This window comes from Klebsiella sp. Shm-1 (assembly GCF_040804525.1).
GTDB lineage: Bacteria > Pseudomonadota > Gammaproteobacteria > Enterobacterales > Enterobacteriaceae > Klebsiella > Klebsiella pneumoniae.
Window position 1 is genome coordinate 4500145 of sequence record NZ_CP161823.1, and the last position, 20756, is coordinate 4520900.

A 20756-nucleotide genomic window follows, 5' to 3' on the forward strand; every position below is an offset into this window, starting at 1 on the left:
ATGGGTAAGTTAGCGTTAGCAGCAAAAATCACTCACGTGCCGTCGATGTATCTGTCTGAGCTGCCGGGGAAAAACCACGGCTGCCGTCAGGGCGCGATCGACGGGCATAAAGAAATTGGCAAGCGCTGCCGTGAAAGGGGCGTCGATACCATTATCGTGTTTGATACCCACTGGCTGGTCAACAGCGCCTACCACATCAACTGCGCCGACCATTTTCAGGGCGTCTACACCAGTAACGAACTGCCGCATTTCATTCGCGACATGACCTACGACTACGACGGCAACCCGGAGCTGGGCCAGCTTATCGCCGACGAGGCGGTGAAGCTCGGGGTGCGTGCCAAAGCGCACAATATTCCCAGCCTGAAGCTGGAGTACGGCACCCTGGTGCCGATGCGCTACATGAACAGCGATAAGCACTTCAAGGTGGTATCTATCTCTGCTTTCTGTACCGTTCACGACTTTGCCGATAGCCGCAGGCTGGGCGAAGCGATCCTCAAAGCCATTGAGAAATACGACGGCACCGTGGCGGTGCTGGCCAGCGGTTCGCTGTCGCACCGCTTTATCGACGACCAGCGCGCCGAAGAGGGGATGAACAGCTACACCCGCGAATTTGACCATCAAATGGATGAGCGGGTGGTGAAGCTGTGGCGCGAGGGCAAATTCAAAGAGTTCTGCACCATGCTGCCGGAGTATGCCGACTACTGCTACGGCGAAGGCAACATGCACGACACGGTGATGCTGCTCGGTCTGCTGGGTTGGGATAAATACGACGGCAAAGTGGAGTTTATCACCGAGCTATTCGCCAGCTCCGGTACCGGCCAGGTTAACGCCGTGTTCCCGTTGCCAGCGCAGGCGTAAGGGGGCCCCATGCCGCATTTTATCGCCGAATGTACCGACAACATCCGCGAGCAGGCCGATCTGCCTGGGCTGTTCGCCAAAGTCAACGAGGCGCTGGCCGCCACCGGCATCTTTCCCATCGGCGGGATCCGCAGCCGCGCCCACTGGCTGGATACCTGGCAGATGGCCGACGGCAGGCAGGATTACGCCTTCGTGCATATGACCCTGAAGATCGGCGCCGGGCGCAGCCTGGAGAGCCGTCAGGACGTGGGAGATATGCTGTTCGCGCTGATCAAATCCCACTTCGCGACGCTAATGGAGAGCCGCTATCTGGCGCTGTCGTTCGCCATGGAAGAGCTCGACCCGACGCTGAACTACAAACAAAACAACGTGCACGCGTTATTTAAATAATGTGCAAATTGCCCGGTGGCGCTGCGCTTACCGGGCCTACAACGGCCATGAATTTGTAGGCCGGATAAGCGAAGCGCCATCCGGCAATGCAATGCCACAGGAATCTCTATGCTCGATAAACAGACCCGTACCCTGATTGCCCAGCGGCTGAACCAGGCCGAAAAGCAGCGTGAACAGATCCGCGCGATCTCGCTGGATTATCCGTCGATCACCATTGAGGACGCCTACGCCGTCCAGCGCGAGTGGGTCGAGATGAAGATCGCCGAAGGCCGCGTGCTCAAAGGCCACAAGATCGGCCTGACCTCTAAAGCGATGCAGGCCAGTTCGCAGATCAGCGAGCCGGACTACGGCGCGCTGCTCGACGATATGTTCTTTCACGACGGCAGCGATATTCCCACCGACCGCTTTATCGTGCCGCGTATTGAAGTCGAGCTGGCCTTCGTGCTGGCCAAACCGCTGCGCGGCCCGAACTGCACGCTGTTTGATGTCTACAACGCCACCGACTACGTTATCCCTGCGCTGGAGCTTATCGACGCGCGTTGCCACAACATCGACCCGGAAACCCAGCGTCCGCGCAAAGTGTTCGACACCATCTCCGACAACGCCGCCAACGCCGGGGTGATCCTCGGCGGCCGGCCGATTAAACCGGACGAGCTCGACCTGCGCTGGATCTCCGCCCTGCTGTATCGCAACGGCGTGATTGAAGAGACCGGCGTCGCCGCGGGCGTGCTTAATCATCCGGCCAACGGCGTGGCCTGGCTGGCCAACAAACTGGCGCCATACGATGTCCAGCTCGAAGCCGGGCAGATTATCCTCGGCGGCTCCTTCACCCGCCCGGTCCCGGCGCGCAAGGGCGATACCTTCCACGTCGACTACGGCAACATGGGCGCCATCAGCTGCCGCTTTGTTTGAGGAGAGCAACATGAACAACGCATTTAAAGAGGCGCTCAAGGCCGGGCGTCCGCAAATCGGCCTGTGGCTTGGGCTGTGCAGCAGCTACAGCGCCGAACTGCTGGCCGGCGCGGGCTTCGACTGGCTGCTGATCGACGGCGAACACGCGCCCAACAATGTACAAACGGTGCTGACCCAGCTTCAGGCCATTGCGCCCTACCCCAGCCAGCCGGTGGTGCGTCCGTCGTGGAACGATCCGGTACAAATTAAACAACTGCTGGACGTCGGCGCGCAAACCCTGCTGGTGCCGATGGTGCAGAACGCCGAAGAAGCGCGGCTGGCGGTCAGAGCCACCCGCTACCCGCCTGCCGGCATTCGCGGCGTCGGCAGCGCGCTGGCCCGCGCCTCGCGCTGGAATCGCGTCCCGGATTATATCCACCGGGCCAATGACGCCATGTGCGTCCTGGTGCAGATTGAGACTCGCGAAGCGCTGAAAAATCTGCCGCAGATCCTCGATGTCGACGGGGTAGATGGTGTGTTTATCGGCCCGGCGGATCTCAGCGCTGATATGGGCCACGGCGGCAATCCGCAGCACCCGGAAGTGCAGGCCGCCATTGAAGATGCCATCCAGCAAATCCGTCAGGCCGGCAAGGCGCCGGGGATCCTGATGGCCAATGAACAGCTGGCGAAACGCTATCTCGAACTGGGCGCGCTGTTCGTCGCCGTCGGCGTCGATACCACCCTGCTGGCCCGCGGCGCAGAAGCGCTGGCGGCCCGGTTTACCCACAACGCAACCACCACAACCGATAACAATAAATCCGTCTATTGAACGGATAATGTGGAGCGCAACATGACTACCTCTACCCTGCAACACAATGATAATAAAGCCGTTGAAGTAGAAAACCGAGTGATCAAAAAGCTGTTCCGCCGCCTGATTACCTTCCTGTTTGTTCTCTTTGTTTTCTCATTTTTGGATCGAATTAATATCGGCTTTGCCGGTCTGACGATGGGTAAAGATCTCGGCCTGACCTCCACCATGTTCGGCCTGGCGGCGACGCTGTTCTACGTCACCTACGTGCTGTGCGGGATCCCCAGCAATATCATGCTGGCGAAAGTCGGCGCGCGCCGTTGGATCGCCGGGATCATGGTGGTCTGGGGGATCGCCTCGACCTGCACCATGTTCGCCACCAATCCGCATACGCTGTACATCCTGCGCATGCTGGTCGGCATCGCCGAGGCCGGTTTTCTACCGGGGATCCTCGTCTATCTGACCTGGTGGTTCCCGGCCTACCATCGTGCCCGCGCCAACGCCCTGTTTATGATCGCCATGCCGGTGACCATGATGCTCGGCTCGATACTTTCCGGCTATATCCTGGCGCTCGACGGCCTGTGGAACCTGAAAGGCTGGCAATGGCTATTTCTGCTGGAAGGCCTGCCGTCGGTGGTGCTCGGCGTCGTCACCTGGTTCTTCCTCAACGACACGCCGGATAAAGCCAACTGGCTGGATAACGAAGAGAAACAGGCGCTGAAGGCGATGATCGATCGCGAACGGGAACATGCGGCGATCGTCCCGGCTTCGCCGCGTTCCACGCTGCGCGAAGTACTGACGCCAGCGGTGCTGATGTATACCCTCGCCTACTTCTGCCTGACCAATACCCTCAGCGCCATTAATATCTGGACGCCGCAGATCCTGCAGAGCTTCAACACCGGCAGCAGCAACATCATGATTGGCCTGCTGGCGGCGATCCCGCAGTTCTGCACTATTTTCGGCATGATCTGGTGGAGCCGCCGATCCGATCGCCGCAAAGAGCGCAAGATGCATACCATCCTGCCCTACCTGTTCGCCGCGGCAGGTTGGCTGCTGGCTTCGGCAACGCACCACAGCCTGATCCAACTGATCGGCATTATTATGGCTTCGGTGGGATCCTTTACCGCGATGGCCATTTTCTGGACCACCCCGGATCGGGTGATCAGCCTGCAGTCGCGCGCGGTGGCGCTGGCGGTGATCAACGCTATCGGCAACGTCGGCTCTGCCGTCAGCCCGCTGTTGATCGGCATTTTGCGCGATACCACCGGCAGCTTTAGCTCCGGGCTGTGGTTTGTCGCCGGATTACTGATCGTCGGCGCGCTGGTGCTTACCCGCATTCCAATGAGCCAGCGTGAGGACGCCGCCGCCGCGCCGGGCTTAGCGGCGCAAAAAGGCCACTAAGGAGCGGGTATGTGCCAGCATTCCATCGCCAACATCGACATCAATAAAGATTACGACGAGAGTCTGGGTACCGAAGAGGTGCACTACCAGTCGTTCTCCCGCATGGCGGCCTTTTTTGGCCGCGACATGCAGGCGCATCGCCACGACCGCTATTTCCAGATGCACTACCTTGATACCGGACAGATTGAGCTGCAGCTTGATGACCATCGCTATTCGGTGCAGGCGCCGCTGTTTGTGATAACGCCGCCCTCGGTACCGCACGCTTTTATTACCGAGTCCGATAGCGATGGCCATGTGTTGACGGTCCATGAGGAGCTGATCTGGCCGCTGCTGGAGGTGCTTTATCCCGGCACGCGGGAGACCTTCGGCCTGCCGGGGATCTGCCTGTCGCTGGCGGATAAACCCGACGAGCTGGCGGCGCTGGCCCACTACTGGCAGCTGATTCGCCGGGAATCTACCGCCCAGTTGCCGGGGCGGGAGCATACCCTGGCGCTACTGGCGCAGGCGGTCTTTACCCTGCTATTGCGTAACGCAAAGCTCGACGATCACGCCGCCAGCGGGATGCGCGGCGAGCTGAAACTATTCCAGCGCTTTAACCAGATGATCGACAGCCACTACCATCAGCACTGGACGGTACCGGATTACGCCAGGGAGTTGCATCTGACCGAATCGCGGTTGACCGACATCTGTCGCCGCTTCGCCAACCGTTCGCCGAAGCGGCTGATATTCGACCGTCAGCTGCGCGAGGCGAAGCGCCTGCTGCTGTTCTCCGATAGCGCGGTCAATGAGATTGCCTGGCAGCTGGGGTTTAAAGACCCCGCCTATTTTGCGCGCTTTTTTAGCCGCCAGGTCGGCTGCTCGCCCAGCAGCTACCGGGCGCAAAAAGTACCTGTGTCGTAATACCCGGCGGCGCTGCGCTTGCCTGGGCTATAGACCGTAGGGCGGGTCAGCGCCGCGCCAGCCGGTAAAAGTTGCAGAGATCACAAAATTCACTCCCGCCTGAAAAGTACCCGCCGTTGTCGCAAACGTCCCTTCACGACAAGCGCCATAACCGCTTCAATTAAACAACAAAAACAAAACATATATTTAACATCATTATTCCGATAAATACTGAAGAGGCCCCTATGAAACCTGAAGATTTCCGCGCCGACGCGAAACGCCCGTTAACTGGCGAAGAGTATTTAAAAAGCCTGCAGGATGGCCGCGAAATTTATATCTACGGCGAGCGCGTGAAAGACGTCACCACCCACCCGGCCTTCCGTAATGCCGCGGCCTCCGTCGCTCAGCTGTACGATGCGCTGCATAAACCGGAGATGCAGGATTCCCTGTGCTGGGGCACCGATACTGGCAGCGGTGGCTACACCCATAAATTCTTCCGCGTGGCGAAAAGCGCCGACGATCTGCGCCAGCAGCGCGACGCCATCGCCGAATGGTCTCGCTTAAGCTACGGCTGGATGGGCCGCACCCCGGACTACAAAGCCGCCTTCGGCTGCGCGCTGGGCGCCAACCCGGCGTTTTACGGCCAGTTCGAGCAGAACGCCCGCAACTGGTACACCCGCATTCAGGAAACCGGCCTGTACTTCAACCACGCGATCGTCAACCCGCCGATCGACCGCCACAAGCCGGCTGATGAAGTGAAGGATGTCTACATCAAGCTGGAAAAAGAGACCGATGCCGGGATCATCGTCAGCGGCGCGAAAGTGGTCGCCACCAACTCGGCGCTGACCCACTACAACATGATCGGCTTCGGCTCCGCACAGGTGATGGGCGAGAACCCGGACTTCGCGCTGATGTTCGTCGCGCCGATGGATGCCGAAGGCGTCAAGCTTATCTCCCGCGCCTCCTATGAGATGGTCGCCGGCGCGACCGGATCGCCGTACGACTATCCGCTTTCCAGCCGTTTCGACGAGAACGACGCGATTCTGGTAATGGATAAGGTGCTGATCCCATGGGAGAACGTACTAATTTATCGCGACTTTGACCGCTGCCGTCGCTGGACCATGGAAGGCGGTTTCGCCCGCATGTACCCGCTGCAGGCCTGCGTGCGCCTGGCGGTCAAACTGGACTTTATCACTGCCCTAATGAAACGCTCTCTGGAATGTACCGGCACCCTCGAATTCCGTGGCGTGCAGGCCGACCTTGGCGAAGTGGTGGCGTGGCGCAACATGTTCTGGGCGCTGAGCGATTCCATGTGCTCGGAAGCGACGCCGTGGGTCAACGGCGCATGGCTGCCGGATCACGCCGCGCTGCAGACCTATCGCGTGATGGCCCCGATGGCCTACGCCAAGATCAAGAACATCATCGAGCGCAACGTCACCAGCGGCCTGATTTATCTGCCATCCAGCGCCCGCGATCTGAACAACCCGCAGATCGACCAGTATCTGGCGAAGTACGTGCGCGGCTCCAACGGTATGGACCACGTTGAACGTATCAAAATCCTCAAACTGATGTGGGACGCCATCGGCAGCGAATTCGGCGGCCGCCATGAACTGTATGAGATCAACTACTCCGGTAGCCAGGATGAAATTCGCCTGCAGTGTCTGCGCCAGGCGCAGAGCTCCGGCAATATGGACAAAATGATGGCGATGGTCGACCGCTGCCTGTCCGAGTACGACCAGAACGGCTGGACGGTGCCGCATCTGCACAATAACGCTGATATCAACATGTTGGATAAGCTGCTGAAGTAATTCACAGCGGGAGGTCATAATGCAATTAGATGAACAACGCCTGCGTTTTCGCGATGCCATGGCCAGCCTGTCGGCTGCGGTTAACGTTGTCACCACCGCAGGCGAAGCCGGCCGCTGCGGCATTACCGCCACGGCGGTATGCTCGGTGACGGATACGCCGCCATCGGTGATGGTTTGTATCAACGCCAACAGCGCGATGAACCCGGTGTTTCAGGGCAACGGCAAGTTGTGCATCAACGTGCTGAACCACGAACAGGAAATCATGGCCCGTCATTTCGCCGGGATGACCGGGGTGACGATGGAAGAGCGGTTTGCCCTCAGCGGCTGGCAGCAGGGCGCGCTCGGGCAGCCGGTGCTGAAGGGTTCGCTGGCCAGCCTCGAAGGCGAAATTAGCCAGGTGCAAACCATCGGTACCCACCTGGTGTATCTGGTGGAGATCAGGAATATTACCCTGAGCCCGCAAGGGCACGGCCTGATTTACTTTAAACGCCGTTTCCATCCGGTGATGATGGAAATGGAAGTGGCAGTCTAAAATCCGCGCCCAGGTTTACTTATCGCCCGATACGTAAACCTGGCGCTTAATATGCGTCATCTCACCCGCCAGCCTTATTCAACAGCGCGACATGAAGCCCAATCAAAACGTCCACCGCCGCGGAAATTTTGTTCCCGGTAGTCAGCAGGTAATGTTAAGTGCCAGCCTTTTCGCCTGGCGGTACAGGCAATAACCGGAAATTGCGAATAATCTATAGCGTCATGAATAAATTGTTGTTTACCTATATTTGTTAAAAAAGCGTCTCCCCGATTCCAGATGGCTTTTTTTAACTTGATATTCCAGGTCTGATAGCTTTCACCAACAATTGTATAACCTTCACCTTCAGGCGCTTTTTTGGTCCAGTCAATCTCGCCGCCATCGTATAAATATTGCCATACAGCATAGCGTTCAAGGGTAAACTGGCTGGGTAAAGTACTGACATTTTTAGAATCGATTTTATCGAGTAATTGCGGATTCGCTAACAGTAGCGCCATGGCTTTATGCATGTAACCCAACATAATATCGGGATGTTCGGGCACTCCCTCTTCTGCTTCAAACAAAGAGATATAAGCGAGATAGAGCGCATCATCACGCACTTTTTGACCGTTCGCCGCGGCGTTGGCGACGATTTTCGCCGCCCGATATTGTAAACTTCCCCAGGATTCCTCACCGCTAACAGGCCTGTAGCGATTATTGTATTTTTCTCCCGTCAGGTAGCCCTGAGCTGCATTTAAATCGTTAGCGTTTAACGCCGATTTAGCGCGCTGATGGTCGGATAAGGTCATTATATTGCGCCCCGTATTTCTGGCAATATAATACGACTGACGACAATCAGAAAGGATCATAACCATAATGACCATGGCAATACTTCTAAAAAAAATCTTATATATTCTCACCGTTAAGTCCTTTAATTTATTTATAAATATAATGTTTGGAAACTTGTCTCGGTTCGATGTATAGCAAAACGGTTACCCGACCTTTTTTATAAGTACGTTGCCAGGTTGAACAATTTTTTATTTTATTCAGATATAATCTTTTATTATACCACTCCTGCTGTTTTGCAATGCAGGCGGAAAGACTTTGATAGAATTTCCCTTTTTCTGCAATGAACTCTTCTTTGATTGTCGCTGGCCCATATTCTCGATCAAGAACCTTAACTTCCTCATTATATAAGGCGAGTGCTTCCCGGCCATCATCAACTTTATAGGCCTGCTGACTGGAATCAACATCAGCGCTAACAAAAACACTTTTCAGCCCTTTATTCTTATCGAAATAAAGCTTCATCTCCTGATATTTCAACGCCCCCACTTCCTGGGGAGTCAGCGTTGAGATAATCAGATCCGGGTCTTTTCCGGCATAATTGATATCTGATACCTCCAGAGAATATAAAGGCGTGTTTCTGGCCTCATCGTAACTCATCCCCCAGCGCAAATTATAAGGGGCTGCCGGCTCATCAACAGCCTGATGTATCTCTCTTGCATGAGCATATGTTAAGTAAAAAGCACTGGCGATGATCATTATCTTTACAAATTTCATAACTCGAATTCCCTTTGTTAAACGCTATCCATACGACATGGCAAAGTCAGCATAATATCAAAATACCTCTACTTGAAATAAAGATAGTGATCTGCGGGTGATAAAAATCGTTATCCTCAGTTTGAAAGCATATCTTTGAGATGCGCAGAATAATATTGTGAGCTTAATCACACATTTACGCGCTCTCGTACTCATATCTAACCGCTTACCCCCGCAAGTAACCGCTTAACCCCCTATACAACCACTCACCGATTTACCCAACTTTACGCGCGCGCTGTTCTGGCAAGATCGGAGGCAGCCTAGCTAATCAATACCTCCATCAACCCTTACTTAAAACCAGACGGCTTCGGCCAATTATTCATCTAATTAACGCCAGGTTTTACTATGGATACCAAAAAACTATTCAAGCACATACCCTGGGTGATTCTCGGAATCATCGGGGCATTTTGCCTCTCAGTCGTCGCCCTGCGCCGCGGTGAGCACGTCAGCGCCCTGTGGATCGTCGTCGCATCGGTTTCTGTGTACCTCGTCGCCTACCGTTATTACAGCCTGTACATCGCGCAGAAGGTGATGAAGCTTGACCCGACGCGCTCCACGCCGGCGGTCATTAATAACGATGGCCTGAACTATGTGCCAACCAACCGCTACGTGCTGTTTGGCCACCACTTTGCCGCGATCGCCGGCGCTGGCCCGCTGGTTGGCCCGGTACTGGCCGCGCAGATGGGCTATCTGCCGGGCACCCTGTGGCTGCTGGCCGGCGTGGTGCTGGCGGGCGCGGTACAGGACTTCATGGTGCTGTTTATCTCCTCGCGGCGTAACGGCGCCTCGCTGGGCGAGATGATTAAACAGGAGATGGGGCCGGTTCCGGGCTCTATCGCCCTGTTCGGCTGCTTCCTGATTATGATCATCATCCTCGCGGTGCTGGCGCTCATCGTGGTGAAAGCGCTGGCGGAAAGCCCGTGGGGCGTGTTTACCGTCTGCTCGACGGTGCCTATCGCCCTGTTTATGGGGATCTACATGCGCTTCCTGCGCCCAGGCCGCGTCGGTGAAGTGTCGGTTATCGGTATCGTGCTGCTGGTGGCCTCTATCTGGTTCGGCGGCGTGATTGCCCACGACCCGTACTGGGGCCCGGCGCTGACCTTTAAAGACACCACCATCACCTTTACCCTGATTGGCTACGCGTTTATTTCCGCCCTGCTGCCGGTATGGCTGATTCTGGCGCCGCGCGATTATCTGGCCACCTTCCTGAAAATCGGCGTGATCGTCGGCCTGGCACTGGGGATCGTTATCCTTAACCCGGACCTGAAAATGCCGGCGGTGACCCAGTACATTGATGGTACCGGCCCGCTGTGGAAAGGCGCGCTGTTCCCGTTCCTGTTTATCACCATCGCCTGCGGCGCGGTCTCCGGCTTCCACGCGCTGATCGCCTCCGGCACCACGCCGAAGCTGCTGGCCAACGAAACCGATGCCCGCTTTATTGGCTACGGCGCGATGCTGATGGAATCCTTTGTTGCAGTTATGGCGCTGGTTGCGGCCTCGATTATCGAACCGGGTCTCTACTTCGCGATGAACACCCCGCCGGCGGGCCTGGGCATCGTGATGCCAAACCTGCATGAAATGGGCGGTGAAAACGCGGCGATGATCGCAGCGCAGTTGAAAGAAGTGACCGTCCACGCGGCGGCGACCGTCAGCTCCTGGGGCTTTGTGATTTCACCTGAGCAGATCCTGCAGACGGCGAAAGATATCGGCGAACCTTCGGTACTGAACCGCGCTGGCGGCGCGCCGACGCTGGCCGTCGGTATCGCCCACGTATTCCATAAAATCATCCCGATGGCGGATATGGGCTTCTGGTACCACTTCGGTATCCTGTTTGAAGCGCTGTTTATCCTCACCGCGCTGGATGCGGGTACCCGCGCAGGCCGCTTTATGCTGCAGGATCTGTTGGGTAACTTCGTGCCGTTCCTGAAAAAAACCGACTCGCTGGTCGCCGGGATTATCGGTACCGCCGGCTGCGTCGGGCTGTGGGGCTACCTGCTGTATCAGGGCGTGGTCGACCCGCTGGGCGGCGTGAAGAGCCTGTGGCCGCTGTTCGGTATCTCTAACCAGATGCTGGCCGCCGTGGCGCTGGTGCTTGGCACCGTGGTGCTGGTCAAGATGCAGCGCACCAAATATATCTGGGTCACCGTTATCCCGGCGGCATGGCTGCTGCTGTGCACCACCTGGGCGCTGGGCCTGAAGCTGTTCAGCAGCAACCCGCAGATGGAAGGCTTCTTCTTTATGGCTCAGCAGTATAAAGAGAAGATTGCCGCCGGCGGCGAGCTGACCGCGCAGCAGATCGCCAACATGAACCATATCGTGGTCAACAACTACACCAACGCCGGCCTGAGTATTCTGTTCCTGGTGGTGGTGTACAGCATCATCTTCTACGGCATCAAAACCTGGCTCAATGTCCGCAACAATAAGGTGCGTACCGACAAAGAGACTCCGTACGTGCCGGTACCGGAAGGCGGCGTGAAGACCTCGTCACATCATTAACCCTGATGCCGGATAGCGCTACGCGTATCCGGCCTACCAAAAGCGCATTAACGTAGGCCGGATATGGCGCTAGCCGCCATCCGGCTTTATTCGTTATCTGGAACTTATAATGTTTGGTAACTTAGGTCAGGCAAAAAAATATCTCGGTCAGGCGGCAAAAATGCTGATTGGCATTCCGGATTACGACAACTACGTCACGCATATGCAAACCAACCATCCGGATCAGCCGTACATGACTTATGAAGAATTCTTCCGCGAACGTCAGCAGGCCCGCTACGGCGGCGACGGCAAAGGCGGCGTACGCTGCTGTTAATGGAGGCAATAATGGCACCGATTGCAGTCACCCTACTCACCGGTTTTCTCGGCGCAGGAAAAACCACCCTCCTGCGCCATATCCTCAATGAGCAGCACGGTTTCAAAATCGCCGTAATTGAAAACGAATTCGGCGAAGTCTCCGTTGACGATCAGCTGATCGGCGACCGCGCCACGCAGATTAAAACCCTGACCAACGGCTGTATCTGCTGTACACGCTCCAACGAACTGGAAGACGCCCTGCTCGATCTCCTCGACAGTCGCGATCGCGGCGAAATCGAGTTTGACCGGCTGGTGATTGAATGCACCGGCATGGCCAACCCGGGGCCGATTATCCAGACCTTTTTCTCCCATCAGGTGCTCTGCGAGCGCTATCTGCTGGACGGCGTGATCGCCCTGGTGGATGCCGCCCATGCCGACCAGCAGATGGATCAGTTCACCATCGCCCAGTCGCAGGTCGGCTACGCGGACCGGATTCTGTTAACCAAAACCGACGTCGCCGGCGACACCGAAAAGCTGCGTGAACGGCTGGCGCGCATTAACGCGCGGGCGCCGATTTATACCGTCATTCACGGCGATATCGATTTAAGCCAGCTGTTTAACACCAGCGGTTTTATGCTGGAAGAGAAGGTTGTCAGCGCCACACCGCGCTTTCATTTTGTGGCAGAAAAACAGAATGACGTCTCGTCGATTGTGGTCGAGCTCGACTATCCGGTGGATATCAGTGAAGTTTCACGGGTAATGGAAAATCTGCTGCTCTCCTTCGCCGAGCAATTGATGCGTTATAAAGGCATGCTGTGGATCGACGGCGAGCCAAATCGCCTGCTGTTCCAGGGCGTGCAGCGCCTCTACAGCGCCGACTGGGATCGCCCGTGGGGCGATGAAACGCCGCACAGCACGCTGGTGTTTATCGGCATTCAGTTGCCGGAAGAGGAAATTCGCGCGGCGTTTGCCGGGTTACGACGCTAACCTGCCCGCCTGCGCCCTAGGCGCAGGCCCCCTTCTCTCTGAGACCTCGTCAAAAACAGGGACCAAACGTCGGCAACGCGTCGAAAAATGTAAAGCAACGTTTTAATAAGTAACAGTAGAAACATTTTTGGAAATTATAAGAAACTGAATGAATAGGCCCCTTAATAATTAATGACTGCTCTGTTCAGTTTCTGTTTAGCCCACCAATTAAACCACGGCTAAACAGGCTAAATTTGCTGATTGACCTCGCCGTAACCAAACGTCATTACAACATTTTCAAAATACCTTCCTGACAAAACCAGCATAAAAAATCGACGCAAGTCACATTTGCAGAGATAAACATCGCTTGTTAAGGTGCCCTCAGACAACTTTATTGACGAGGAGTAAACCATGAGAAAGCTTAACATCCTTATTCTTGCAGCCCTGACCGCGGTCTCTGGTTCCGCCATGGCGGTGGGGTTTACCGTTGAACAGGGTAAAAACTTCACTAATCTGAATATGGAAATGGGTAAATCCTCTTCTGGCCTGTACGCCGAAAGCCACTGGCTGAAGAATACCGATGATGGTAGCCAGACCGGCGGCGTGGGCGCGGGTTACAACCTGGAAGTGGGCCCGGTGATGCTCAACGCCGGCGCGAAAGCCATCTACCTCGGGCCGAAAAAAGGCGATAACGGCGTCGCGTTTCCGGTCGGCGGCGGAGTGAACGTGGCCCTGACCGACAGCATCCACGTGTTTGGCGAAGGGTATGTCGCGCCGGATGGTCTGAACAACAGCGTGAAAAACTATGTTGAAGCGAACGGCGGCGTGAGCTGGTCTCCGATTGGTCCAGTGACGTTGAAAGTGGGTTACCGCCATGTGAGCGTTGACGGTAAAGAGGGTCGCCCGAACCACACCCTGATTGATGGCGCCTATGTGGGCGGCGGGGTCACCTTCTGATTATGGTCAACGCCCCGCGATAAAGTTAAGGTGCGCTGAGCATTAGCCATAAAAAAACCTGCCGAATGGCAGGTTTTTTTATGGCCGGGTCATAGGCTTAGCGGCGCACCACCACCAGCTTCTGGTTCACAAACTCTTTGATGCCGAGATCGGAGAGCTCCCGTCCGTAACCGGAACGCTTCACGCCGCCAAACGGCAGCTCCGGCGCGGTATCGGTGAGCCAGTTGATATAAACCATTCCGGTTTCAATGGCGGAGGCCATCCGTTTGGCGCGTTCGATATCCTGACTGAACACCGCGCCGCCCAGACCATAGTGGGAATCATTGGCCAGCTGGATTGCCTCCTCATCGTTTTTCACCACGTAGATCTGCGCCACCGGGCCAAAGAACTCTTCGAAGTACGCCGGATTATCACGGGTGATACCGGTCAAAATGGTGGGTTCAAAGAAATTGCCTTCTCGAGCCACCGCTTTGCCGCCCAGATGCAGCTTAGCGCCATTTTTCACCGCCTCGTCCACCTGTTTGCTTAGGGTATCCAGCGCATCTTTGGAAGAGAGCGGCCCCAGCGTGGTGCTTTCATCCAGCGGATCGCCGATTTTCACCTGGCGAAACGCCTCGCTAAATTTTGTCAGGAATGCATCCGCGATATTTTCGTGCAGGATAAAGCGCTTGGCAGCGGTACACACCTGGCCGGCGTTGTTCAGCCGCGCCTGGACGCCGATTTTCACCGCGCGCTCCAGGTCGGCATCGTCCAGCACGACAAACACATCATTGCCGCCCAGTTCCAGCGTTGATTTCTTAATATGCTTCGCCGCCTGCGCCGCCACCACGCTGCCGGCTTTCTCCGACCCCGTTAGCGCCGCGCCCTGCACGCGATCGTCGGCGATAATCTTCGCCACCTGATCCTGGGAGATAAACAGGTTAGTCCACGCCCCCTCCGGAGCGCCGGCCTCACGCACCAGATGGGCAAAGGTCTCCGCGCAGTGCGGCACAATGCTGGCGTGTTTGGCGATAACCGGGTTACCGGCCGCCAGGTTTGGCGCAAGGACGCGCATCAGCTGGTAATAGGGGAAGTTCCACGGCTCCACCGCCAGTAAGACGCCAATGGGATGGTGCTCAACCCAGGCTTCACCCAGTTCGGAGGGATACTTCACCGGCGCCAGGAACGATTTGGCGTTATCGGCGTAATAGCGGGCGATCTGCGCGCAAAGTTTCACTTCGCCGCGGCTCTGCTTAATGAGTTTCCCCATCTCCTGGCTAGCGATTTTTGCCAGCTCCTCCGCCCGGCTATCGATCAGATCCGCCAGCTTATGCAGTACCGCCAGCCGCGGTTCAATATCGCCTTTTGCCCAGGCAGAATGGTAGAGCGCATCCGCCTGCTGCAGCGCCGCCTCCACGTCCGCATCGCTGTGCGCCGGGTACGTTTTAATAAGCTGATTGTTCGCAGGATTCACCGTCTGATAGGCCATATCGCATGTCTCCTTGTTATCGCTACTAAGGCAGTCAAAAATGCCGTTAAGGATATTAAGGGTAGTCGAGATGGCTGGCGATGCCGGTAAAGTTAGGTATATCCGGAATATTCCATAACGAGGCTAACCGGGGCGACCGTCAGGCCGCCCCGGCGTTATCAATGCGCCAGCGCGGCGATCTCGTCGGCGGTCAGGCCGGTGATTTTCACCACCGTCTCGCGGGCAATGCCGTCAGCCAGCATCCTCTGGGCAATGCGCAACGCCTCGGCATGCTGTCCTTCTTTTCTGCCTTCTTGTCTGCCTTCAAGCCGGCCTTCCCGTTTGCCTTTTCTGCGGCCCACTTCCTGTAATCTTTCAGCAATAGTCATCAATCTCTCCCTGTGCTGAGGAACCCGTTGCGCCACTTCGTGGATAAACCGGCCAAAGCGGCGCGCGTTGCCAGTCTGCAGCAGATAATTAAACAGCGTTTTTAGCTGTCTGTCATTAGCGTCCCCGCTAAGTAAAATCGTCGTCAGTTGCTCAACAATGCCCATTAAATCGCGCTGGCGAATATGCTTCTGTATCAGCTCGAGTAATGCCACGCGCCGGTGGCGAACGATCTCATCGTCGGGGATCACCGTGACATCCACCAGCGGAAAGGGCGAGATATAAAGCTCACTCGCCAGCTGTGGATCGGCAAAACAGTCCAGCCAGTTGAGTGACCACGGGTATGGCGTGGTCGCTCCGTGATAGAACAGCATCGGCACCACCAGCGGCAGTTTTGTATGACCGCCATCAAGATGGCGCTGCATCGCGGCGATGGCGTAGCGCATCAGGCGGAAGGCCATCTGCGCATCCGGCGAGCTCTGATGTTCGATAACCACATAAATGTAGCCCTCGCCAGAGGCGGTTTTGAGTGACCACAGCACATCGGAGTACCAGGCCCGCAGGCTCTCCTCGATAAAGCTTGCCGACTCCAGCTGTAAGGTATCGAGGTCGCAGCGCTGACGCAGCGCAGGCGGTAGATGGATCGCCAGAAAATCGCGCGCGGTGTCGGCCTGAGTGAGGAACTGTTTAAACACCGCATCATGCGGCGTCGAGGTGGTGCCCTTTGCCATCGGCTCATCCCTGCCTGCTTATCCTGCAGGGACTCTACATCCCATGAATGTCTCTGGCACCCCGGAAACCGGGATTTTACATTCCGCTACGAAAACATATTTCCCCGGACTGCAAGCGTGACATCCTTTTTCGACGCGGTACGCAAATCCAGGCGGGCGACAGCCTCGGCGCAGCATGCTATAAACGGCTTATCCCCGCAGCAAAGGCCAAAGCAGTGAACCATACCCGAGATATTCCCCAAACCTTCTGGCGAGACGATCGTCTGCCGTGGCTGGAGCTGCGCAGCACCTGGCGCAGCCGCCAGGCCTATAAGCGCCACAGCCACCCCCAGCTCTCGGTGGGGGCGATTATCGAGGGGGAAACGCGCTGCCTGTGCGCTGGCCAGGAGTACCTGCTACAGCCCGGGGATCTGATCGTGATCCCGCCGCACGCGCCGCATAGCTGTAATCCGCTGCATGACAGGCCGCGCAGCTATCACATGCTTTACCTGGACGCGACATGGTGCCGCGCGCAGCGCCCGGATATTCCCCCTGGCGCCAGTATCACCTCGCCGCAGCCGCTGCTGCGCGACAGCCCTCTCTTTGCCAGTTTCCAGCAGGTTGTCGCCCTGATGAACCGCGGGAGCCTTGAACAACTGCCCGCCCGGCTGGCGCAACTCCTGCACGCGCTGCCGCTGTGCGCCGCCGCGCCGCAGGCGCCACATCACGCCAGCGCCCTGCTGTTTCAGCGCCTGGCGATGGATCTGCCGGCGTCGCCGTCGCTGGATAAGCTGGCCCACGACAGCGCGCTTCGTAAAGAGACCGTTATCCGCGCCGTGAAACAAGATACCGGCCTGACGCCTGCCAGTTTGATCAACATGGCGCGCATCGAATATGCGAAAACGCGCTTACGCGCCGGGGATCCTATCGCCGACGTTGGCTATCAGGCTGGCTTTGCCGATCAGAGCCATTTCCATAAAACCTTTGTCAGCTATACCGCCGCCACGCCGCGGCAGTATGCGCAAAGCAGATCAATATCTGACAATAAGTAATACGCCACCTGGCGTAGGGTGGCCTCTGCACCATTATCGAGGCCACTATGCATACCTTATCGACGCTCTTTCCCGCCGCCTTCCCGGCGTTAGCCCTGTCCCACTTTGTCGCTCTGCTCAGTCCGGGCCCTGATTTTTTTCTGCTGGTCGGCTACGCCGTGCGCTACCGGATCCGCGGCAGCATCGGATTGTGTCTCGGCATCGCCGCAGGCAATGCGCTGTATATTGTGCTCGCCATCGTCGGCTGGGGGCTTCTGCGCCAGGCGCCGCTGCTTTTTTTGCTCATCGAACTGCTGGGGGCGGGCTATTTATTGTGGATTGGCAGCCTGCTGATACGCAGCCGTCCCGCGACGCTGGCGATGGAGAGCGTTCGCGCAGCGCGTCCGGGGTTCGGCAGGCAGCTGCTGCTGGGGCTGGGGTCATCGCTGCTCAACCCCAAAAACGCCCTGTTTTATCTGGCGCTGATGACTTCCCTGCTCGGGCCGGCTGTGACCCTGCTTCAGCAAACGGTGAGCGGGCTGTGGATGGTCAGCGTGGTGTTCTTCTGGGATTTACTGCTGGTGAGCGCGATTGCGCTGCCGCAGATACAGCGCCGCCTGGGCGCCATCGTCTGGCGAGTCGAGCGGGCGGCGGGGGCGATCCTGATGCTCTTCGGCCTGGGGATTATCTGGCGATTTTTGCACGACCTCGCCGTCAGGCTATATGCTTAAGCATATGGAAAAACTCGCTGAACTGAAACGCGCCAAACTGCTGGCGCTGTCGCTGCTGCTGATTGCAGCCGCCATTTTTATCACTACCCTCGCGCTACCACCGTCGCCCTGGGTCGGTGCGCTAAAAGCTATTTCCGAAGCGGCGATGGTCGGGGCGCTGGCCGACTGGTTTGCGGTCGTGGCTCTGTTTCGCCGTATTCCGCTGCCCTTTGTCGCCCGCCATACGGCGATTATTCCGCGCAATAAAGACCGCATCGCCGACAACCTCGGCCGCTTTGTCGAGGAAAAGTTCCTTGATACCCCGTCGCTGGTCGCGCTGATCCGCCGCTATCAGCCAGCCCTGATGCTCGGCAACTGGTTCAGCCAGCCGGAGAACGCCCGACGGGTCGGCCAGCACCTGCTGCAGGTGATGAGCGGTTTTCTCGAACTGACCGATGACGCGCGCATTCAACGTCTGCTGCGACGCGCGGTGCATAAGGCTATCGATAAGGTCGACCTGACGCAGACCAGCGCCATGATGCTGGAGGGACTGACCCGCGACAATCGCCATCAAAAGCTGCTCGATTCGCTGATAAACCAACTGATCGCCCTGCTGCAGCGCGACAGCTCCCGCGCCTTTATCGCCCGCGGCATCGTACACTGGCTGGAGACCGAACACCCGCTGAAGGCCAAACTCCTACCCACCGAGTGGCTCGGCGAGCACAGCGCTGAGATGGTCACCGACGCGGTGAATACCCTGCTGGACGAGGTGACTCACGACCGTACGCATCAGATCCGTCAGACTTTTGACCGCGCCGTGCAAAAGCTTATCGATAACCTGAAATCCGACCCGGATATGGCGCAGAAGGCCGATAACATCAAAGCCTGGCTAAAAAATGATGAGACCTTTAACCACTATCTTGGCGAAGTATGGGGCGACCTGCGCGGCTGGGTAAAAAACGATATCAGCAGCGACGACTCACGTATTAAGCAGCGTATCGCCGAGGCGGGGCAGTGGTTCGGTGAAACCTTACTCCGCGACGATGCGCTGCGCGAATCGCTTAACGAACACCTGGAGCAGGCGGCGCACCGGGTGGCGCCGGAGTTCGCCGCCTTCCTCACCCGCCATATCAGCGACACAGTGAAGAGCTGGGACGCCCGCGATATGTCGCGGCAGATCGAGCTCAATATCGGTAAAGATCTGCAGTTCATCCGCATCAACGGTACCCTGGTGGGGGGAACCATCGGCCTGTTGTTGTGGCTGCTCTCGCAGATCCCCTCGCTGCTGCATCTGCATATTGGTTAGCAATGATACTATCCGAACAATAGCGCTGATAAATATTCCACAGGGAGGGCGAGATGATGCACAGGATTTCCCACTGGCTGAGCCGACACGCCGCCGCGCTGTTCTTCCCGGCGGCGTTAATTCTGTATGATTTTTCCGCTTATCTCACTACCGATCTGATCCAGCCGGGGATCCTGCACGTGGTGCGGGATTTCAATGCTGATGTGGCGCTGGCTCCGGCCTCGGTGAGCCTGTATATGGCCGGCGGCATGGCGCTACAGTGGCTGCTGGGGCCGCTCTCTGACCGGATAGGACGGCGTCCGGTGCTGCTCACCGGCGCGCTGATTTTCACCCTCGCATGCCTGGCGACCCTGTTCACCACCTCCATGACGCAGTTCCTGATTGCCCGCTTCGTGCAGGGCACCAGCATCTGCTTTATCGCCACCGTCGGCTACGTCACCGTACAGGAGGCCTTTGAGGAAAAAAGGTCGATCAGGCTGATGGCAGTGATCACCTCCGTCGTGCTGGTGGCGCCGATCGTCGGCCCGCTCTCCGGCGCGGCGCTGATGCATTTCATTCACTGGAAAGCGCTGTTCGGCATTATCGCCGCCATGGGATTGGTGGCCTGGCTCGGCCTGCTGTTGACCATGCCGGAGACGGTGCGCCGCGGCGATGTGCCGTTCAGCCCCCTGGGCGTGCTGCGCGATTTTCGCAACGTCTTTCGCAACCGCATCTTTTTACTCGGCGCCGCCACGCTGTCGCTGAGCTATATTCCGCTGATGAGCTGGGTGGCGGTATCGCCAGTGATTTTAATGGACGCCGGCGGACTGACCACCAGCGAGTTCGCCTGGAGCCAGGTGCCGGTCTTCAGCGCCGTTATCATCGCCAACCTGTCGGTGGCGCGCTGGGTAAAAGACCCCACCCGCCCGCGCTTTGTCCTCAGCGCGGTGCCGGTACAGATGCTCGGCCTGGCCATCCTGATCGTTGGCAATCTGGTATGGCCCCACGTCTGGCTGTGGTCGGTGGTCGGCACCTGCTTCTACGCCTTCGGCATCGGGCTGATTTTCCCGACGCTGTTTCGCTTTACCCTCTTTTCCAACGACCTGCCGAAAGGCACGGTCTCCGCCTCGCTGAATATCGTGATCCTCAGCGTCAGCGCGTTATCAATTGAAGGCGCGCGCTGGCTGTGGTTCCATGGCGGCAGACTCCCCTTCCACCTGTTGGCGGTGGCCGCCGGGATTGTCGCCGCCTGCTGCCTGGCCAGACTGTTACGCCACCAGCGCGGACAAGCGGTGATCGAAGCCCGGCAGTCGTGAGCCCTTTTACGGAGA

General features: G+C 57.4%; 20 protein-coding genes. 16 read left to right on the top strand and 4 right to left on the bottom strand.

Going from position 1 to position 20756, the window contains the following annotated elements; genetic code table 11:
• From hpaD to AB1E37_RS22080, 8 genes are all read left to right on the top strand, one after another.
• Positions 1-858: a 3,4-dihydroxyphenylacetate 2,3-dioxygenase gene (hpaD, locus tag AB1E37_RS22045; protein ID WP_004222457.1), complete on the top strand. Its 858-nt coding sequence runs from the start codon at positions 1-3 to the stop codon at positions 856-858.
• 9 nt (positions 859-867) lie between these two features.
• Complete coding sequence (locus AB1E37_RS22050) at positions 868-1248, top strand: 5-carboxymethyl-2-hydroxymuconate Delta-isomerase (RefSeq protein WP_004151392.1); 381 nt, start codon at positions 868-870, stop codon at positions 1246-1248.
• Between the two features lie 108 nt (positions 1249-1356).
• On the top strand, positions 1357-2160 hold the full coding sequence (gene hpaH, locus AB1E37_RS22055; RefSeq protein ID WP_002887487.1) for a 2-oxo-hept-4-ene-1,7-dioate hydratase: 804 nt from the start codon (positions 1357-1359) through the stop codon (positions 2158-2160).
• Positions 2161-2170: 10 nt separating this feature from the next.
• Positions 2171-2968 carry a 4-hydroxy-2-oxoheptanedioate aldolase gene (hpaI, locus tag AB1E37_RS22060; protein WP_032448241.1) on the top strand — a complete coding sequence of 266 codons (798 nt, stop codon included), beginning with the start codon at positions 2171-2173 and terminating at the stop codon, positions 2966-2968.
• Between the two features lie 21 nt (positions 2969-2989).
• The gene (gene hpaX / locus AB1E37_RS22065; protein ID WP_004222447.1) at positions 2990-4348 is read left to right on the top strand and encodes a 4-hydroxyphenylacetate permease; all 1359 of its coding nucleotides are present in this window, start codon (positions 2990-2992) and stop codon (positions 4346-4348) included.
• Positions 4349-4357: 9 nt separating this feature from the next.
• Entirely contained in the window at positions 4358-5248 is an 891-nt protein-coding gene (gene hpaA, locus AB1E37_RS22070) for a 4-hydroxyphenylacetate catabolism regulatory protein HpaA (RefSeq protein ID WP_004177537.1), read from the top strand.
• 224 nt (positions 5249-5472) lie between these two features.
• Positions 5473-7035 carry a 4-hydroxyphenylacetate 3-monooxygenase, oxygenase component gene (gene hpaB, locus AB1E37_RS22075; protein WP_004222444.1) on the top strand — a complete coding sequence of 521 codons (1563 nt, stop codon included), beginning with the start codon at positions 5473-5475 and terminating at the stop codon, positions 7033-7035.
• A gap of 19 nt (positions 7036-7054) precedes the next feature.
• On the top strand, positions 7055-7567 hold the full coding sequence (locus tag AB1E37_RS22080; RefSeq protein WP_002887467.1) for a 4-hydroxyphenylacetate 3-monooxygenase reductase subunit: 513 nt from the start codon (positions 7055-7057) through the stop codon (positions 7565-7567).
• 74 nt (positions 7568-7641) lie between these two features.
• Here AB1E37_RS22080 and AB1E37_RS22085 read toward each other — a convergent pair whose 3' ends face one another.
• Both AB1E37_RS22085 and AB1E37_RS22090 read right to left on the bottom strand, forming a co-directional pair.
• A complete protein-coding gene (locus AB1E37_RS22085; RefSeq protein WP_074455031.1) occupies positions 7642-8352 on the bottom strand; it encodes a transcriptional regulator in 711 nt (236 codons plus the stop codon).
• 127 nt (positions 8353-8479) lie between these two features.
• A complete protein-coding gene (locus AB1E37_RS22090) occupies positions 8480-9103 on the bottom strand; it encodes a hypothetical protein (protein WP_004222437.1) in 624 nt (207 codons plus the stop codon).
• A gap of 384 nt (positions 9104-9487) precedes the next feature.
• Between AB1E37_RS22090 and AB1E37_RS22095 the strand changes: the two genes are divergently transcribed.
• The 4 genes from AB1E37_RS22095 to AB1E37_RS22110 all read left to right on the top strand — a co-directional run bounded on the left by AB1E37_RS22095 (position 9488) and on the right by AB1E37_RS22110 (position 13855).
• On the top strand, positions 9488-11638 hold the full coding sequence (locus AB1E37_RS22095; RefSeq protein WP_002887454.1) for a carbon starvation protein: 2151 nt from the start codon (positions 9488-9490) through the stop codon (positions 11636-11638).
• A gap of 109 nt (positions 11639-11747) precedes the next feature.
• A complete protein-coding gene (locus AB1E37_RS22100) occupies positions 11748-11951 on the top strand; it encodes a YbdD/YjiX family protein (protein ID WP_002887451.1) in 204 nt (67 codons plus the stop codon).
• A gap of 11 nt (positions 11952-11962) precedes the next feature.
• Positions 11963-12919, top strand: a complete 957-nt coding sequence (yjiA, locus tag AB1E37_RS22105; RefSeq protein WP_032448240.1) for a GTPase — start codon at positions 11963-11965, stop codon at positions 12917-12919.
• 390 nt (positions 12920-13309) lie between these two features.
• Positions 13310-13855, top strand: coding sequence for a YfaZ family outer membrane protein (locus AB1E37_RS22110; protein ID WP_004177540.1), 546 nt, complete (start codon positions 13310-13312; stop codon positions 13853-13855).
• A 97-nt stretch (positions 13856-13952) separates the two neighbouring features.
• Here AB1E37_RS22110 and AB1E37_RS22115 read toward each other — a convergent pair whose 3' ends face one another.
• Positions 13953-15323: an NAD-dependent succinate-semialdehyde dehydrogenase gene (locus AB1E37_RS22115; protein WP_004146105.1), complete on the bottom strand. Its 1371-nt coding sequence runs from the start codon at positions 15321-15323 to the stop codon at positions 13953-13955.
• A gap of 158 nt (positions 15324-15481) precedes the next feature.
• A complete protein-coding gene (locus tag AB1E37_RS22120) occupies positions 15482-16420 on the bottom strand; it encodes an Rpn family recombination-promoting nuclease/putative transposase (RefSeq protein ID WP_004222429.1) in 939 nt (312 codons plus the stop codon).
• A gap of 215 nt (positions 16421-16635) precedes the next feature.
• Between AB1E37_RS22120 and AB1E37_RS22125 the strand changes: the two genes are divergently transcribed.
• Genes AB1E37_RS22125 through mdtM form a run of 4 tightly spaced genes read left to right on the top strand, consistent with a single transcriptional unit; the run spans position 16636 to position 20741 of the window.
• Positions 16636-17451, top strand: a complete 816-nt coding sequence (locus AB1E37_RS22125; protein ID WP_004211325.1) for an AraC family transcriptional regulator — start codon at positions 16636-16638, stop codon at positions 17449-17451.
• A 47-nt stretch (positions 17452-17498) separates the two neighbouring features.
• Positions 17499-18161, top strand: a complete 663-nt coding sequence (locus AB1E37_RS22130; protein ID WP_004177543.1) for a LysE family translocator — start codon at positions 17499-17501, stop codon at positions 18159-18161.
• A complete protein-coding gene (locus AB1E37_RS22135) occupies positions 18154-19446 on the top strand; it encodes a DUF445 domain-containing protein (RefSeq protein WP_004146918.1) in 1293 nt (430 codons plus the stop codon). The genes AB1E37_RS22130 and AB1E37_RS22135 overlap by 8 nt, the downstream gene beginning before the upstream one ends.
• Positions 19447-19499: 53 nt before the next feature.
• Complete coding sequence (mdtM, locus tag AB1E37_RS22140; protein WP_029884232.1) at positions 19500-20741, top strand: multidrug efflux MFS transporter MdtM; 1242 nt, start codon at positions 19500-19502, stop codon at positions 20739-20741.
• The last annotated feature ends 15 nt before the right edge of the window (positions 20742-20756 follow it).

Coding starts and splice junctions, on each gene's coding strand:
- AB1E37_RS22110 (WP_004177540.1), top strand. CDS start 13,310: ATGAGAAAGCTTAACATCCTTATTCTTGCAGCCCTGACCGCGGTCTCT.
- AB1E37_RS22080 (WP_002887467.1), top strand. CDS start 7,055: ATGCAATTAGATGAACAACGCCTGCGTTTTCGCGATGCCATGGCCAGC.
- hpaA (WP_004177537.1), top strand. CDS start 4,358: ATGTGCCAGCATTCCATCGCCAACATCGACATCAATAAAGATTACGAC.
- hpaX (WP_004222447.1), top strand. CDS start 2,990: ATGACTACCTCTACCCTGCAACACAATGATAATAAAGCCGTTGAAGTA.
- hpaB (WP_004222444.1), top strand. CDS start 5,473: ATGAAACCTGAAGATTTCCGCGCCGACGCGAAACGCCCGTTAACTGGC.
- mdtM (WP_029884232.1), top strand. CDS start 19,500: ATGATGCACAGGATTTCCCACTGGCTGAGCCGACACGCCGCCGCGCTG.
- hpaH (WP_002887487.1), top strand. CDS start 1,357: ATGCTCGATAAACAGACCCGTACCCTGATTGCCCAGCGGCTGAACCAG.
- AB1E37_RS22120 (WP_004222429.1), bottom strand. CDS start 16,420: ATGGCAAAGGGCACCACCTCGACGCCGCATGATGCGGTGTTTAAACAG.
- AB1E37_RS22050 (WP_004151392.1), top strand. CDS start 868: ATGCCGCATTTTATCGCCGAATGTACCGACAACATCCGCGAGCAGGCC.
- AB1E37_RS22085 (WP_074455031.1), bottom strand. CDS start 8,352: ATGACCTTATCCGACCATCAGCGCGCTAAATCGGCGTTAAACGCTAAC.
- AB1E37_RS22090 (WP_004222437.1), bottom strand. CDS start 9,103: ATGAAATTTGTAAAGATAATGATCATCGCCAGTGCTTTTTACTTAACA.
- AB1E37_RS22135 (WP_004146918.1), top strand. CDS start 18,154: ATGCTTAAGCATATGGAAAAACTCGCTGAACTGAAACGCGCCAAACTG.
- yjiA (WP_032448240.1), top strand. CDS start 11,963: ATGGCACCGATTGCAGTCACCCTACTCACCGGTTTTCTCGGCGCAGGA.
- AB1E37_RS22115 (WP_004146105.1), bottom strand. CDS start 15,323: ATGGCCTATCAGACGGTGAATCCTGCGAACAATCAGCTTATTAAAACG.
- AB1E37_RS22130 (WP_004177543.1), top strand. CDS start 17,499: ATGCATACCTTATCGACGCTCTTTCCCGCCGCCTTCCCGGCGTTAGCC.
- hpaI (WP_032448241.1), top strand. CDS start 2,171: ATGAACAACGCATTTAAAGAGGCGCTCAAGGCCGGGCGTCCGCAAATC.
- AB1E37_RS22095 (WP_002887454.1), top strand. CDS start 9,488: ATGGATACCAAAAAACTATTCAAGCACATACCCTGGGTGATTCTCGGA.
- AB1E37_RS22100 (WP_002887451.1), top strand. CDS start 11,748: ATGTTTGGTAACTTAGGTCAGGCAAAAAAATATCTCGGTCAGGCGGCA.
- hpaD (WP_004222457.1), top strand. CDS start 1: ATGGGTAAGTTAGCGTTAGCAGCAAAAATCACTCACGTGCCGTCGATG.